At 56.7% G+C, this 13,335-nt stretch carries 16 protein-coding genes and 1 tRNA gene; 9 read left to right on the top strand and 8 right to left on the bottom strand.

All coding sequences use genetic code 11. From position 1 onward, the window contains the following. Positions 1 to 177: 177 nt before the first annotated feature. On the bottom strand, positions 178 to 783 hold the full coding sequence (locus tag FS819_RS11360) for a hypothetical protein (RefSeq protein WP_197433995.1): 606 nt from the start codon (positions 781 to 783) through the stop codon (positions 178 to 180). A gap of 372 nt (positions 784 to 1,155) precedes the next feature. On the opposite strand from FS819_RS11360, the gene FS819_RS11355 reads away from it, so the two are divergent. Continuing rightward, positions 1,156 to 1,722, top strand: coding sequence for a recombinase family protein (locus FS819_RS11355; RefSeq protein ID WP_156546804.1), 567 nt, complete (start codon positions 1,156 to 1,158; stop codon positions 1,720 to 1,722). Positions 1,723 to 1,798: 76 nt separating this feature from the next. Here the strand turns inward: FS819_RS11355 and FS819_RS11350 are convergent, their stop codons facing one another. Next, the gene (locus tag FS819_RS11350; protein ID WP_156546802.1) at positions 1,799 to 2,728 is read right to left on the bottom strand and encodes an alpha/beta hydrolase family protein; all 930 of its coding nucleotides are present in this window, start codon (positions 2,726 to 2,728) and stop codon (positions 1,799 to 1,801) included. Positions 2,729 to 3,049: 321 nt separating this feature from the next. Here FS819_RS11350 and FS819_RS11345 point away from each other — a divergent pair, with 321 nt between their 5' ends. The 4 genes from FS819_RS11345 to FS819_RS11330 are packed head-to-tail and all read left to right on the top strand — an operon-like array spanning position 3,050 to position 6,651. Next, complete coding sequence (locus tag FS819_RS11345; protein WP_156546800.1) at positions 3,050 to 3,412, top strand: hypothetical protein; 363 nt, start codon at positions 3,050 to 3,052, stop codon at positions 3,410 to 3,412. A gap of 43 nt (positions 3,413 to 3,455) precedes the next feature. Then, positions 3,456 to 4,865, top strand: a complete 1,410-nt coding sequence (locus FS819_RS11340; RefSeq protein ID WP_060718098.1) for a circularly permuted type 2 ATP-grasp protein — start codon at positions 3,456 to 3,458, stop codon at positions 4,863 to 4,865. 5 nt (positions 4,866 to 4,870) lie between these two features. Continuing rightward, the gene (locus tag FS819_RS11335; RefSeq protein WP_156546797.1) at positions 4,871 to 5,812 is read left to right on the top strand and encodes an alpha-E domain-containing protein; all 942 of its coding nucleotides are present in this window, start codon (positions 4,871 to 4,873) and stop codon (positions 5,810 to 5,812) included. Positions 5,813 to 5,826: 14 nt separating this feature from the next. Further along, entirely contained in the window at positions 5,827 to 6,651 is an 825-nt protein-coding gene (locus FS819_RS11330; protein ID WP_156546795.1) for a transglutaminase family protein, read from the top strand. 75 nt (positions 6,652 to 6,726) lie between these two features. On the opposite strand, the gene FS819_RS11325 is transcribed toward FS819_RS11330, so the two are convergent. Continuing rightward, positions 6,727 to 7,602 (bottom strand): LysR family transcriptional regulator, encoded by an 876-nt coding sequence (locus FS819_RS11325; protein ID WP_197433996.1) that lies wholly within the window; start codon positions 7,600 to 7,602, stop codon positions 6,727 to 6,729. 182 nt (positions 7,603 to 7,784) lie between these two features. Here FS819_RS11325 and FS819_RS11320 point away from each other — a divergent pair, with 182 nt between their 5' ends. Both FS819_RS11320 and FS819_RS11315 read left to right on the top strand, forming a co-directional pair. Further along, on the top strand, positions 7,785 to 8,747 hold the full coding sequence (locus FS819_RS11320) for a quinone oxidoreductase family protein (protein ID WP_156546792.1): 963 nt from the start codon (positions 7,785 to 7,787) through the stop codon (positions 8,745 to 8,747). Between the two features lie 91 nt (positions 8,748 to 8,838). Beyond that, entirely contained in the window at positions 8,839 to 9,306 is a 468-nt protein-coding gene (locus tag FS819_RS11315) for a hypothetical protein (RefSeq protein ID WP_156546790.1), read from the top strand. A 165-nt stretch (positions 9,307 to 9,471) separates the two neighbouring features. On the opposite strand, the gene FS819_RS11310 is transcribed toward FS819_RS11315, so the two are convergent. Continuing rightward, positions 9,472 to 9,945 carry a MarR family winged helix-turn-helix transcriptional regulator gene (locus tag FS819_RS11310; protein ID WP_060718093.1) on the bottom strand — a complete coding sequence of 158 codons (474 nt, stop codon included), beginning with the start codon at positions 9,943 to 9,945 and terminating at the stop codon, positions 9,472 to 9,474. 294 nt (positions 9,946 to 10,239) lie between these two features. On the opposite strand from FS819_RS11310, the gene FS819_RS11305 reads away from it, so the two are divergent. Beyond that, positions 10,240 to 10,316, top strand: a tRNA-Arg gene (locus tag FS819_RS11305). Here the strand turns inward: FS819_RS11305 and FS819_RS11300 are convergent. Genes FS819_RS11300 through FS819_RS11285 form a run of 4 tightly spaced genes read right to left on the bottom strand, consistent with a single transcriptional unit; the run spans position 10,287 to position 13,004 of the window. Then, complete coding sequence (locus tag FS819_RS11300; protein ID WP_250955109.1) at positions 10,287 to 11,945, bottom strand: recombinase family protein; 1,659 nt, start codon at positions 11,943 to 11,945, stop codon at positions 10,287 to 10,289. The two genes, FS819_RS11305 and FS819_RS11300, sit on opposite strands and share 30 nt — an antisense overlap. Continuing rightward, positions 11,942 to 12,331 (bottom strand): HVO_A0114 family putative DNA-binding protein, encoded by a 390-nt coding sequence (locus tag FS819_RS11295; protein ID WP_234625072.1) that lies wholly within the window; start codon positions 12,329 to 12,331, stop codon positions 11,942 to 11,944. The genes FS819_RS11300 and FS819_RS11295 overlap by 4 nt, the downstream gene beginning before the upstream one ends. After that, on the bottom strand, positions 12,328 to 12,681 hold the full coding sequence (locus FS819_RS11290; protein WP_234625073.1) for a toxin-antitoxin system TumE family protein: 354 nt from the start codon (positions 12,679 to 12,681) through the stop codon (positions 12,328 to 12,330). Before FS819_RS11290 ends, FS819_RS11295 begins: the two co-directional genes overlap by 4 nt. Next, on the bottom strand, positions 12,678 to 13,004 hold the full coding sequence (locus FS819_RS11285; protein WP_234625074.1) for a hypothetical protein: 327 nt from the start codon (positions 13,002 to 13,004) through the stop codon (positions 12,678 to 12,680). Before FS819_RS11285 ends, FS819_RS11290 begins: the two co-directional genes overlap by 4 nt. Positions 13,005 to 13,176: 172 nt before the next feature. Here FS819_RS11285 and FS819_RS11280 point away from each other — a divergent pair, with 172 nt between their 5' ends. Then, positions 13,177 to 13,326, top strand: coding sequence for a hypothetical protein (locus tag FS819_RS11280; RefSeq protein ID WP_234625075.1), 150 nt, complete (start codon positions 13,177 to 13,179; stop codon positions 13,324 to 13,326). The last annotated feature ends 9 nt before the right edge of the window (positions 13,327 to 13,335 follow it).

Below are 13,335 nucleotides of genomic sequence, written 5' to 3'. Positions count from 1 at the left end.
TTCGAAAATGGAATACAAAGGGTCATCTGCAATGGCTCGTTGTATAGCGTGACGGTGTCTTTAAACAAGTCTGGCGGCCAGCATCTACGGTGGGGATGCTGACCGCCGACGCTCAGCCGCAAAGGGTAGCCGTCTTGGTGGGGGAGGCCACCTCTTTGCGGCTCAGCGTGTCTGGGATCAGGCGTGGCCAAAGAGGCCGTGGATCGGATCGTATTTCAGGGCGATGTCGGTGATACTGCCGCCGAATTGTGCCACGCTCGTGGTTCCGCTGATTTCAGTGATGATAGTCTGGCTTTTATATTCGGACTGTAGCCAGAGGTAGACTTCTGTGAACGGCGTCATGCGAACAGACTGCGTGGCGAGGACTGTCTGGGCCGAAATGGGCTTGCGTTCCTGGAGCGTCTGATTGACCAAGGCGGTCTGAGACAGGCCGAATGTCAGCGACGGGTATTGCTCGTAGCTCATATTGTTGATTGCAGCATAGCTGCCGGTTGCAACCGGAAACACACTGTTGTTCTTGCGGAACGGACCAAAAATGGAGTTCTCGTTCAAATCGTAATACCCGCCATCCAGTGCGGGACCTGGAGTAACCTCTGTCAGCTTGTTAATAGAAGCGCCATTGCTGACATTAACCGTCGATGCATAAATCCAGTAATCCTCTTCCCATTCGATAGTGTTTGATTGAAATGGATCGATTGTCAGCCAAAGTACGTTTGGCGCGCCAGTTCCGACTGTTTTTGCAATAGCCACAGTCTGGCCAGCGGCCTTGATATTGGCCAGCACATCCGTGTCGAATGTGAGAGATAGGGAATATTTCATTTTTTCAGATCCTTAGCTTGGGGTCATGTGATGCTCTCGGACGTTCTCTCCGTCTCGAAAGCGTTCCCATTTGCAATCCGATACGTAAAAAATACAACCTATGGACATTTTATTATTATATACAACTAAAAGAAGATTTTCTTATGTTCTACTTGTAATGGTCAATTCGCTTCTGTTGCTTTCCAGAATAAAAACACCAAAAATGAGCACTTTAAGGTCGTTTTTTGTGTTGAACGCGCTCATTAGTTGTGATTAAAAGGGAACCATTATGATACACTTATTGTTGATCTGACCTTTGAGACTTTAAATTTCATCTATTATGAGTGTTTTTGCCTGATGCGTATTGGTTATGCTCGCGTTTCCACAAGTGATCAGAATCTTGATCTTCAACTCTCGGCGTTGGCGCAGGTCGGATGTGAGAGAGTTTTTTCAGACCAAGGGCTCTCTGGGGCCATGCGGCACAGGCCGGGTTTGATGGAGGCGCTTGCTGCGCTTAAATCAGGTGATACGCTGGTGATCTGGCGCCTTGACCGACTGGGGCGCTCTTTGTCGCATCTGATCGAGATGGTCACGGAACTTGGAGAGCGGAAAATCGGCCTCTATTCCGTCAACGAATGTATCGATACGGCTTCGGCTGGCGGCATTCTGATTTTCCACATCATGGGGGCATTGGCGGAGTTTGAGCGTAGCCTGATTTCCGAGCGCACAAGGGCGGGCATGTCGGCAGCGCGGCAGCGCGGCAGCGCCATAGGACGGCCCGTCAAGCTGTCTAAGCAGGATGTCGAGGTGGCGCGTGGTGCCATTCACGGTGGATCTGTCACCGTCCAGGGAGCGGCACGCGACATGGGCATCAGCCGCGCCACGCTCTATCGCGCACTTAGACGCAAGAACGCCTTTCAGTGAAGGCTGTGTCGCGGTTTGAAGCCGCTGCGCATTTCCTATTAGATCGCTTCCGATCTATGGACTTGCGCAACAGGCGTCACGCCGCGACCTGATGGAAAAACCGCATGCTGGCTTCCACCGCATGGGGGATTTCGCTGGTGTGATTGCCTTCCACCTCTTCAGACGAGATGATCGCGTTGGCGGCTCGGGCGCGCTTTATCAGCAGGGCGGCATTGTCCTCGAAGCTGGTTTCGGTTTCAGCATGCAGCAGCTTTATCGGGCATTTGAAGCTATGAGCGTAGCAGACTGCGCTGCGCACCTCGAATTCATGCGGGTGGCTGTCGTCGAAGCGAATATCCTCGGGGTAGCGCTTGAAAAAGCGGAAAGCGTTGGGATTGCCGGAAATTGGCACGGCGGCGCGGAAGCGGTGGGTGCTCATCGAGGCCAGCATGGCCAGCGTGCCACCAATGCTGTGACCGGCCAGAAACACCCGCTCGCGGTCGATGCCGGGCAGGTGGGAGAGCCGGTCGGCTGCCGCCAGCACGTCATCGACTTCATCGTAGAAACCGGAGAAAATCCCCATCTGGCCGTTTTCACCACGCATGGAGGGCATCATCACCACATAGCCGGCGTCTGCATAGGCTTTCAGCGGCTCCCACTGGCCAGCGCCCATGGCATTGCCGCCATGCAGGAACAATACGGCAGGCTTCAGCTTGCGCTCGCGTTTATAGGTGGAGACCCAGGCGGCCAAGGTCAGTTCACCACCCCGACCGGAGCGGTAGAAGATCCGGTTGGCGCCCGCAGGTGCGGTCAAGGGCTCATATTTGTCGGGGGCGGGGCCTTTTTGCAGCAGCCGGGTGCGAAAGCGCTCGCGCATTTTCATATAGTCATGGTGCAACAGGCGCGGCTCAGCGGGAACGTCAAAAGCATGTGCGAAAGACGGTGCGGCCAGTGTGGCCGCCATGCCGCCAAGCAGTCCGCGCCGCGTCAGTATTGCTTGTTTGCCTGACGCGTCGTCATATCCCATGCCGAATTCCTTCATACCATTTATGCCCCTGCCGTTTTCATCCATGCAATGCGCACCTGTCTTTTATGTGCCGGATCCGTTATGCAAACTCTTCAAATTCCGCAGCGGTTATGACCTTCACGACCGTTTCTGAATGCATCCTGTCTGCGACATGCGCGGCATAGCTTATCGATGTTTCCAGAACACGATTGGTCGTGATTCGAATATTCCTGACGCTAGCGCATAAACCGTCAAACCGGAATCGGTTCAACACGACAATTATGTGCATCTACAATGGCAAATCGGCAGTTTGGCTCTCTGATATGGCGGCGATGGTTTATCGTGTCTGTATACAGCTTTTTCGCCAAGACAACTTTTGTTGACCTGAATATAGAGCAGCCGTTAGCCCGGAAAAGGGGCGGCATCACGGCTTTCATCAGGCCTGATTTGAGGCGAGGGTGCCGCGCCAATCCCTCTATGGTTTTCTCTGTTGCTGATGATTTCAACATTCAGACATGGTGTTGGGGAAACCTGAAGGAGCTGCTTATAAATCTCGCAGTTGCATCGAATTTATGCGCGCTGTCGCCAGCGCCTGAAGCGAGGTTGGTCACAGCTCTGGCGAACGCCCAGTTTTTTGGCTGTTTTCGCAGGATTTTGGCGGATCGAAATATTTCATTCAAATTGAGCACGCTTCTTGCATTGTAAAAGGCACTGTATTCATATGGCTAAACAAACGGGGATAGCGCCATTGGCATTTGATGAAATGATTACGGCGGACGGCAGCCCGCGCGGACCGTACCAGAAATATTTCGACTGGTATTCGAGCCAGGACCCCAAGCATCTGATCGCAAAATCGCGCGATGCGGAAACCATCTTCAGAAAGACCGGCATTACATTCGCCGTTTATGGTCACGAGGATTCCTCGGAAAAATTGATTCCCTTTGATCTCATTCCCCGGATCATTTCCGGCCAGGAATGGCGAAAGCTTGCCCAGGGTATCGAGCAGCGCGTTCTGGCGCTGAATGCCTTTCTCGATGACATCTACCATAAGCAGGAAATCATCAAGGCTGGCCGCATCCCCCGCGAGCTGATCGAAAACAATGTCGCCTTCCTGCCGGAAATGATCGGCTTTCGTCCGCCGGGCGGTGTCTATACCCATATCGTCGGCACCGATATCGTGCGCACCGGCGAGGGCGAGTTCTATGTGTTGGAGGATAATGCCCGCACGCCATCCGGTGTCAGCTATATGCTGGAAAATCGCGAAACCATGATGCAGATGTTTCCCGAACTGTTCCAGCTGAACAAGGTGCAGCGGGTCGAGGACTATCCCTATCTTCTGCGCCAATCTTTGGCTTCGCTGGCACCTCCGGGCTGCAAAGGTAAGCCGCGCGTGGCCGTGCTGACGCCGGGCATCTACAATTCCGCCTATTACGAACATTCCTTCCTGGCCGACATGATGGGCGTCGAACTGGTGGAAGGCTCTGACCTGCGTGTCATCGACGGCAAGGTGAAGATGCGCACCACCCGAGGCTATGAGGCCATCGACGTGCTTTATCGCCGCGTCGATGACGATTTCCTTGATCCGCTGACCTTCCGCCCGGATTCGGCGCTGGGCGTGCCTGGCATCATGGACGTTTACCGCGCCGGTAATATCACCATCGCCAATGCGCCGGGCACCGGCATTTCCGACGACAAGGCGATCTATTCCTACATGCCTGAAATCGTCGAGTTCTATACGGGCCGCAAGGCGATCCTGGAAAACGTGCCGACCTGGCGCTGTTCGGAGGCCGATAGCCTGGCCTATGTGCTGGAGCATCTGGAAGAACTGGTGGTCAAGGAAGTGCATGGTTCCGGTGGCTACGGCATGCTGGTCGGGCCGACCGCCAGCAAGAAGGAGCGGGCGCTGTTTGCCGAAAAGCTGAAGACCCGCCCCAGCAATTACATTGCCCAGCCGACCCTGTCGCTCTCGACCGTGCCGATCCTGGTCAACAAGGGCATTGCTCCCCGGCATGTCGATCTTCGTCCCTATGTGCTTGTTTCCGACAAGGTGCAGATCATTCCTGGCGGCTTGACCCGCGTGGCTCTGAAGCAGGGTTCACTGGTGGTCAATTCCAGCCAGGGCGGCGGCACCAAGGATACATGGGTATTGGAGGACTGATGGTCATGCTGGGAAGAACTGCAAACGGCCTCTTCTGGATGTTCCGGTATATTGAACGGGCTGAAAACATTGCGCGTCTGGTGGATGCCGGGCTGCGCGTGTCGCTGACCCGGTCGGGTGCCACTGACGATGATTGGACTGGTGTGCTGCAAAGCGCCGACGTGCTGGATATTTTCCTAAAAGCCCATCCGAAAGTGACGGCGGCTGATGCTATCGACTTTCTGCTGCGTGATACGGCCAATCCCTCCAGCGTGATGTCCTGCATCGACAGCGCCCGCAACAATGCCCGTATGGTGCGCACCGCGCTGACCCGGGAAACCTGGGAGGCGACCAACGAATGCTGGATCGAGCTGAAGCAGCTTCTGTCGCGTAAGCTGAAATCCGCCGACCTGCCGGAAACCATCGATACGGTGAAGCGGCGGGCCGGGCTGATCCGCGGCGCCTTCCACGGCTCGATGTTGCGTAACGAGATCTATAATTTTGCCCGGATCGGCACATTTATCGAGCGGGCCGATAATACCAGCCGCATTCTCGATGTGAAATATTACGTGCTGCTGCCCTCGATAAACCAAGTCGGCTCATCGCTGGATAATATCCAGTGGGAATCGATCCTGCGTTCGGTGTCGGCGCATCGGTCTTATCGCTGGGTCTATGACGGCGATTATCTCGCCGCCAATATTGCCGATTTTCTGATCATCAACGGTCAGATGCCGCGGTCTCTGGCCTATTGCTATGAGAAGATCGTCAGCAATCTCGGCTATATCGGCAAGGAATATGGCGAGCGGCTGCCTGCCCATGAAACAGCCGATAGCATTCGCGCGTCGCTGCGCTCCAGTAACATCACCCGGATCATGGATCAGGGCCTGCACGAGTTTCTCGATAATTTCATTTCCCGCAACAACCGGCTGGGGCATGAGATTAACGAGGGCTACCGATTCTACAGTTGAGCGGGGCACAAGCGATGCGTCTGAAAATCAATCATGTGACGGAATACAGCTATGACGAGCCGGTGCAGTTCTCGCTCCAGAGGCTCAGGCTGACCCCGATCGAAAATCCCGGCCTGCACGTCGTATCCTGGACGATCGTGGTGGACGGCGCCAATGTCGAGGCCGGGTTCAACGACCAGTTCGGCAATCACACCCATCTGGTGTCCTTTGAAGGGGATGCCAGGTCTGTGCGGATCGTTGCCTCGGGAGAAGTGAAGACCGAGGATCGCGCCGGCGTCTTTGGCCCCCATACCGGCTATGTGCCGCTTTGGCTCTATCTGCGCGATACGCCGCGCACCAAGGCGGGAAAGCTGGTGCGCGATCTGGTGAAAAGCCTGGCAGGCGATAATGAACTGGCCAGGATGCACGACCTGATGGCGCGCGTGAATAGCCAGGTTCGCTATGAGACGGGCGCGACCACGACGGAAACCACCGCCGAGCAAGCATTGGAGGCGGGGACGGGCGTTTGCCAGGACCACGCCCATGTGATGATCTCCGCAGCACGGCTGATGAACCTGCCCGCCCGCTATATTTCCGGCTATCTGATGATGGATGGTGTCGAGCAGCAGACGGCAACCCATGCCTGGGCCGAAATCCACCTGCCGTCGCTCGGCTGGGTCGGCTTCGATGCCGCTAATGATGTCTGCCCGGATGCCCGCTATGTGCGACTTGCCTCTGGCCTGTCCTACGCCGATGCAGCACCGGTTTCCGGCATGCGCATCGGTTTGGCGGGGGAGGACATGTCCGTAACGGTCAGCGTCGCGGAAACCGGTCAAAGCCAGTCGCAGAGCCAGGGGTGAAGTCAGAAATTGCCGTCGTTTGCGGTAGAAGACTTTTACGTTTGCTGGATAATTACCATTCTGTTTTTGGATATCTCAAGCCTCTGATGCGTTTGGCAATTCGAAATCGGGCGTGACGGCGAGTATGCCGATCAGGAAATCCAGCACGACCCGCACCCGTGGTGCGTGGCGAATATCGTCATGTACCACCATCCATAATTCGCGCCGTGGCGGCGTGAGCCGGCTGGGGCATTTCCTGAGACGGGTATCATTATATCCGAGATAGTCCGGCAACAGTGCCACGCCGAGGCCGGAGGCGGTGGCCTGAACCTGGCTCGCGGCATCACTGCATCGCAGCGCAATGGTTCTCGACCCGATATGCTGCATCAACCAGCTCTGTTGCGGCAAAATATCATCCGCCTGAAGATAGGTGATAAATTCCCAGTCATCCTCCGCGATGTCATAGGTGTGGCTTGCGAAAAAGAAGAATGGGATATCGCGGAGTTTGCGGGCGACAAGTCCGTTCGAGAGTGGGCGCGACAATCGTAGTGCAATATCCGCTTCGCGCCGATTGAGATTTGCAAAATCCTTGTCACTCGACATCGTGATTTTGATGTCGGGATACTGGCGATGCAGGGAAACCAGTTTCGGTGCCAGCAAGAGCGATGCCAGACCGGGTGGCGCGGAAATATGCACAGGTCCCGCCAATGCTGCACCGCCGCCTGCCGCCGCCCGTTCGACGCTGGCCATTGCTTCTTCGACGGGTAGTCCCAGGGTCGCCAGCTCATGACCCTCTGCCGTCAGCCTGACTTCTCTCGCCAGCCGCTCCACCAGCTTTATACCGAGATCCACCTCCAATGCCGCAACCCTCCGGCCAACAGTTGTGTGATCGACGTGAAGCAGGCGTGCTGCCCGTGAGAAGCTACCGGTCTTGGCGAGGGTCAGGAAGCATCGATAATCATCCCAGTTCACTTGTGCGTTTCTCCACATGTACTGTGCGTAAGTATGCACTATCGCACATGAGCCTACCAGAGATACCAATGCACAAAGATGCAAATGCACCTCGCCTTGAGATGTCTGAAAATGGAATACCAAAATCCTTGGCAAGAAGCCTTGGTATGACAGCGAGGGTGCGACACACAGGGAGTGAGCCGATGACTTTGGTCATGGAATTTAAATATCCTGGCGCAGCGGATGTTTTGCAGCCAGTTTCTCGTGACATAGTTGCTCTCAAGCCAGGTGAAATTCGCCTGCGGCAGACGGTGGTCGGCGTCAATTATATCGACATCTATCACCGCAGCGGCGCCTATCCTTTGCCCTTGCCGGCGGTGCCGGGCGTGGAAGCCTTGGGCGTGGTTGAAGAGGTGGCCGATGACGTTGCCGATTTCCAGGTTGGCGACCGGGTGGTCTATGCGGGATTGCCAGCTGGCAGCTATGCGGCCAGCAGGATCATTCCGGCCTCCATCGCCGTAAAGCCGCCTGCGGAGCTTGATGACGAGCTTCTCGGTGGATCCTTTCTGCGTGGATTGACTGCGTATATGCTGCTTGAAACCGTTGGACACGTGTCGCCGGGGCAGGTGGTTCTGGTTCACGCCGCAGCAGGCGGGCTTGGCCTGATCCTGACGCAATGGGCGAAGAAGAAGGGCGCAAAAGTCATCGGCACCGTTGGATCGCAGGCAAAGGCCGATCTCGCGACACAGCACGGCCTCGACCATGCCGTCCTTTACAAACAAAGCGATTTTGTCGACGTGACGTTGGGACTGACGAAAGGCCGGGGCGTTGATCTGGTCATCGATGGTGTGGGTGGCGACACCCTTGCCGGAAGCCTGCGCGCCGTGCGTGTTTTCGGACTGGTGGCATCAATCGGACAGACAGCAGGCACCTTGCCACTCATCGATCCCATGAGCCTTGTCAATCGATCGCTCATTCGGGCGAGCATCATTTCTCTCCTCGCCGATCGGGATGCATACCGCCGAGCAGCCGAAGCGTGGTTCGAGATGCTGAAAACCGGCTTCAGCCTGCCGGAAGGCGCGCGCTATTCCTTGGCGCAAGCGGCGCAGGCCCATGCCGACCTGGAGGAAGGACGAACCTCCGGCTCCGTCAGGCTGATCGTTTAGCTCTTAACCCTGTTGCCGTGCCGGCTCTTGGAAACTAATTCCGGTTTTGTCCGTTGTGCTGTAGAGTTCTTGGCAAATCAGGACAGGCGCGATGTTGTTTGGACAATCGATCTTTCAATCCGTCGTCGAACGGCTTTCGAATGAAGAGGCGGAAAAGGCTGAACTTGAGGGTGAGGCCAATCATTACCGCGTCTCTGGATTGAATACCGGCTTCGTTCAAGAAAACAGCCACGTGCCACAAGCCGCTGCGGCGTGGGCGCAAGAGCAATATCTCGAGCTGATGCCGGATGAGGACGCTGTTTCCGAGGCAGAATTGGCCAAGGAAGAGGTGGCTCCCCCTGAAATGCCCCCTTACCTCGCGCGTCTTGCGCCGGAAGAGGTTGCAGAGGATCTGGGTATTGCTGATAATGACGAGGCTTCAAGCTTGAAAGCCAAGCGGAGAGCATTTGCGCAGCTCAATCACCCGGACCTGGTTCATCCGTTATTTGCGGATGCGGCTCATACCCGGATGACCATTGCCAATCAACTGATAGATCAGGCACTGAAGACAAGATCTTGAAAACCCGGGTGTCAGGAAAAAGCTCTTGTTTGTCTGGCCGTGCAGGGGATAGCCGGAATTTTCATGGGAAAATGAAACCGGATTTCCGAAGTGGTATTTTCTTGCCGGATTTCAATGCGATAACTCAGGTTCGGATATGACTCCGAACCTGAGTATGTTTGATCATTACTCGGAAATCGACTTCAGTAGCTCAATCAGCTGATCGCGTTTTTCCGATCCGCCGAGGCGACCCACGAATTTTTCCTCATGCTCGCGCCACTTCGGCAAAAGCTCTTCGAGAAATGCCGACCCCTTGGACGTCAGGTGAAGAAAATAGACGCGGCGATCCGTATCCGAGCGACGGCGCTCGATAAGGCCCTTGTCTTCCAATCCATCGACGATTGCAACGAAATTGGCTCGCTGGATTGCTAGCGTCGAGGCAACGTCGCTTTGCTTCATTCCGGAATTACCGGCTATGATAGACAGAACGGAAAAATCAGCTGGCCGGATATCATGACCGCCGAGAACATCCTGAAAGTCCTGCAAAATGGCCAGCTGTGCGCGCCTGACGCGAAAGCCGAGTGAATAGGCTAGCCCGGAATAATCGACAACCCCTTGTCGAACACCGGCGCCCTCACCAATAAAATGTTGATTGCTCATGCCCCTAGACTACAAACCTCCCGTGACCAATGCCCGATCCCACAATCCGGCATGTTCTGACTCTCAATAACAGTTCATCTTTACCCTTCTTAACATATGGGTACAAGATAATTCTTTAATTGAATGATTTCCCCCTGAAACAATATAGGGGTAAAACAGCTGTATCGACAATCTCTTATTTTAGAGGTACCTTTTTCGGCGGGCAGGCTTCTGTGGATCGAACACAAATTCACCATTGATGCGGCCGCCAGACTAGGCTATGTACCGCTTCGCACCACAAGTGCTCATCTGAACGCACCCGTAGCTCAGCTGGATAGAGTGTTGGATTCCGATTCCAAAGGTCACAGGTTCGAATCCTGTCGGGTGCGCCATTTCAGTACAGAACTATGAACGCCGAATGCCGCCGATTTTACGCTTGAAGCGGCCACGAGCGTTCGAAGCAGTTCCGATTTCGATCCCATGATCCGAATTTCAGTATCAGCGACCTCGACGCGCTGCGCCAGCGCGCGCAGGTGATCCCGCCGATAGCCGCCACCTTCAAGCCGCAATCCGTTGCGGGCCTCAGCGGCCAAGGCGTCGATCATGTCCACCGTGATCGCCTGATTTCCGGCGCTGTCGAGCGTGGCCTGGGTACGGTCGGCGTCGGCTAGCGCCTGATCTCGTATCGCCTTGAGACCCGCCATGCGCTCTTTCAGCACCGAATCGCTCAGATCGGCGAGACCAGCTTCGATCGCGTCGTAGAGTCTGTTGAGCCGCTGGTCGGTCTCCGTGATTCGCCGGTTGAGTTCGGCGAGATGCTCACGACGGCGTTCGGCACGTTCCTCGCGGCGGCCGAGCAGGCTGATGAGGATGGTTACCAGCCGCTTGGGCTGGAGCAAGCGTTCTTCCAGATGGCTCGCGACCAGATCGTCGAGCTTGTCCATCGGGAAGGAGCGACCTTCACAGCCGGTTTTGCCCTGCCGCGCCTTGGTCGAGCAGGTATAGTAGCGATATGTGCCGCCCGCGCTCCCCCTCCCGGTGCGGAGCGTCATCGCCCCTCCGCACTTGGAGCAAAAGCAGATGCCAGTCAGAAGGGTCGGCCCGCTGGTGACGCGAGCCGGCACCAGCATGGGATTGCGGGATTTCAGCTTCGCTTGCACCGATTCGAAGGTTTCGCGGTCAAGCAGCGGTGGGACCGCCATGATCGCGACTTCGCTTTCAGGCTTCTTCTCGCGGTTCTTGTGCAAGCGCGTATTGAACCTGTGCTCGCCGATATAGGTCGTGCGGGTCAGGATCGCATGGATTTGCGCGAGGCCCCAGCGCCCGCCATCACGGGTGAAGATACGACGTTCGTTAAGATAGCAGGTGATCGCCTTGACGCCGAGCGGGCCGGTCTTGCCATCGCCTTCGAGGAACAGCCGGTAGATCAGCCGGACTGTTTCGGCGTGCAGCGGATCGATCTCCAGCTTCTTCTTGGTCTTCGAGCCGCGCTGCTCGGCCGCGACGATGCGATAGCCGATCGGCGGTAGCGCGCCGTTCCAGAAGCCCTGTCGGGCATTCTCGTTCATGGCGCGCAGGACGTGCTTGGCGTTCTCCTTGGACTGATACTCGTCGAACAGCGCCATAATCTGCCGCATCATGACGTGCATGGGATCGTCGCCCATCTCCTGCGTGATGGAGACGAGCTTGACGCCGTTCTTTGCCAGCTTGCGGACGTAGAACTCCAACTCGAAGTGATCGCGGAAGAAGCGCGAGAAGCTGTGAACCACGACGACATCGAACGGCGCGGGCTTTGACGTGCCCGCTTCGATCATGCGCTGGAACTCGGGGCGACGGTCATTGGTGGCTGAAGCACCAGCTTCCACGAAGGTTTCGACGAGCTGATAGCCGCGCGAAGTGCAATAGGTTTCGCCCTGCTTACGCTGGTCGGGGATCGATACGTCATGCTCGGCCTGTCGCGTCGTCGAGACGCGCAGATAGAGCGCCGCGCGCTGCACGACATGCGGACTTTGAATGTTCATGGGCGGCCTCCCTTCGCTTCGCGCCGTTCGAGCAAGGGCAGTTCCAAGGCTACCCGGTCATGCAGCACCTTCGGCACGACCTTTTGACCTTCGCCGGGGTCCATACGGACAAGGCCGTAGCTCGCCATTTTCTTCAGGGTTCGGGACAGGTTAGACTTGGCCCGTCCGGTGATCTGCGACAGCTCCTCCAGCGAACCGGGCGCTTGCTCGTCGATGACACGCAGTAGCTCGCGATTTCCGCTGGAGAGGATTTGCGCGAAAGATTCGGTGGAGGTGAACCACACCTTTGGATCATCCGCCACCGGCTTTTCCTCGCCGCGCGCGATCCGCATGGTGCGGGCCTTCATTTCATCGTAGTCGGCAATCCCGACTTTCAGGGTGGTCATAGCACGCCTCGCTCCTTTAACACCGCGTCCACCACCTGCCAGAAGTCGGCCAGCAACGTGGCCGCATCCTCGTAGGCGTAAGGCTTCGCGGTCTGGAGGCGGTGACGATGGTCCATCGGCTCGCCGCGTTTGCCCCGGCCGACAGGATGGGCGTTGTCAAAGCCGACCAACCGTTCGCCCGAAGGCCCGTGAAGCGTGAGCGAGTAATCGAGGCCATGCGGCTTTTCCGATGACACCGGAATACGAGTGATGACGAACTTCACCCAATGACCGCCCTCGGGGTCGACAACGAGCACCTGACCGTCGAGGTCGAGAAGCGTGTCGAGGCTCGGGTCACGATCCTCGCTCATGGCTTACTGTTATCATCAGAAGATAATTGATGCAAGTCCCCGGAATCAGGAGGAACATCAAGGGGGCCGAACAATCGGTCGAGAACATCGCCGAAATAACGCTCGAAAATATCCACCTCGGCTTCGGTAACAGGAACGCGCTCCGGCCAGTCGTCGATGACCGGCAGCTTCTCGACATCGAAGGTGTCAGGCGACAGATTGCGGCGTCGCGGAGCCGGCGGCGGTGTCGTATCGTCGCCGTAGTCGTAGAGATCATCAGGAAGCGCTTGCGGGACTGGCCGCCGTGGTCGTCCCCTTCGGGCGCGGGAGTGTTGCGCGCACATGGAATCCTCCGTGGTTCGCTGGTGGAGTCCGGGTGTCGGGAAACCCCGGAATTAGGCGAAGCATGGAGGGGGATGGGCGGCGCGTAGCGTGCCGCATTCGCCCTCGCGCGTTGGCGGCACCCCAGAAGGCCGTGATCCGAACGTGACGATGTCGTGGATTGGGAGTAGCTCGATGAAGCTCAGTCCGATGGCCAAGACTGAGGCCATAGCGCTGCAAAAGCCGTTGCGTGGTGAGGATACCGCCTCTCCCATTGCAAGGGCGACGGTCGTGGCCAAAGTCGCGTTTGCAATGCGTAATCTAAAACGCGCGGACATCTGCTAGCAGATGGCA

Origin of the sequence: Allorhizobium sp. Av2 (assembly GCF_021462805.2) — a bacterium.
Taxonomy (GTDB): domain Bacteria; phylum Pseudomonadota; class Alphaproteobacteria; order Rhizobiales; family Rhizobiaceae; genus Allorhizobium; species Allorhizobium vitis_G.
Note: the sequence above shows the minus strand (reverse complement) of the source record. Positions and strands in the feature narration are given on the sequence as shown.

What these genes read in the sequence shown, in the direction of transcription:
- FS819_RS11310 (WP_060718093.1), bottom strand. Translation starts at nt 9,945, where the DNA reads ATGAGCAATCAACATTTTATTGGTGAGGGCGCCGGTGTTCGACAAGGG.
- FS819_RS11355 (WP_156546804.1), top strand. Translation starts at nt 1,156, where the DNA reads ATGCGTATTGGTTATGCTCGCGTTTCCACAAGTGATCAGAATCTTGAT.
- FS819_RS11320 (WP_156546792.1), top strand. Translation starts at nt 7,785, where the DNA reads ATGACTTTGGTCATGGAATTTAAATATCCTGGCGCAGCGGATGTTTTG.
- FS819_RS11315 (WP_156546790.1), top strand. Translation starts at nt 8,839, where the DNA reads ATGTTGTTTGGACAATCGATCTTTCAATCCGTCGTCGAACGGCTTTCG.
- FS819_RS11295 (WP_234625072.1), bottom strand. Translation starts at nt 12,331, where the DNA reads ATGACCACCCTGAAAGTCGGGATTGCCGACTACGATGAAATGAAGGCC.
- FS819_RS11300 (WP_250955109.1), bottom strand. Translation starts at nt 11,945, where the DNA reads ATGAACATTCAAAGTCCGCATGTCGTGCAGCGCGCGGCGCTCTATCTG.
- FS819_RS11330 (WP_156546795.1), top strand. Translation starts at nt 5,827, where the DNA reads ATGCGTCTGAAAATCAATCATGTGACGGAATACAGCTATGACGAGCCG.
- FS819_RS11285 (WP_234625074.1), bottom strand. Translation starts at nt 13,004, where the DNA reads ATGTGCGCGCAACACTCCCGCGCCCGAAGGGGACGACCACGGCGGCCA.
- FS819_RS11350 (WP_156546802.1), bottom strand. Translation starts at nt 2,728, where the DNA reads ATGGGATATGACGACGCGTCAGGCAAACAAGCAATACTGACGCGGCGC.
- FS819_RS11280 (WP_234625075.1), top strand. Translation starts at nt 13,177, where the DNA reads ATGAAGCTCAGTCCGATGGCCAAGACTGAGGCCATAGCGCTGCAAAAG.
- FS819_RS11290 (WP_234625073.1), bottom strand. Translation starts at nt 12,681, where the DNA reads ATGAGCGAGGATCGTGACCCGAGCCTCGACACGCTTCTCGACCTCGAC.
- FS819_RS11335 (WP_156546797.1), top strand. Translation starts at nt 4,871, where the DNA reads ATGCTGGGAAGAACTGCAAACGGCCTCTTCTGGATGTTCCGGTATATT.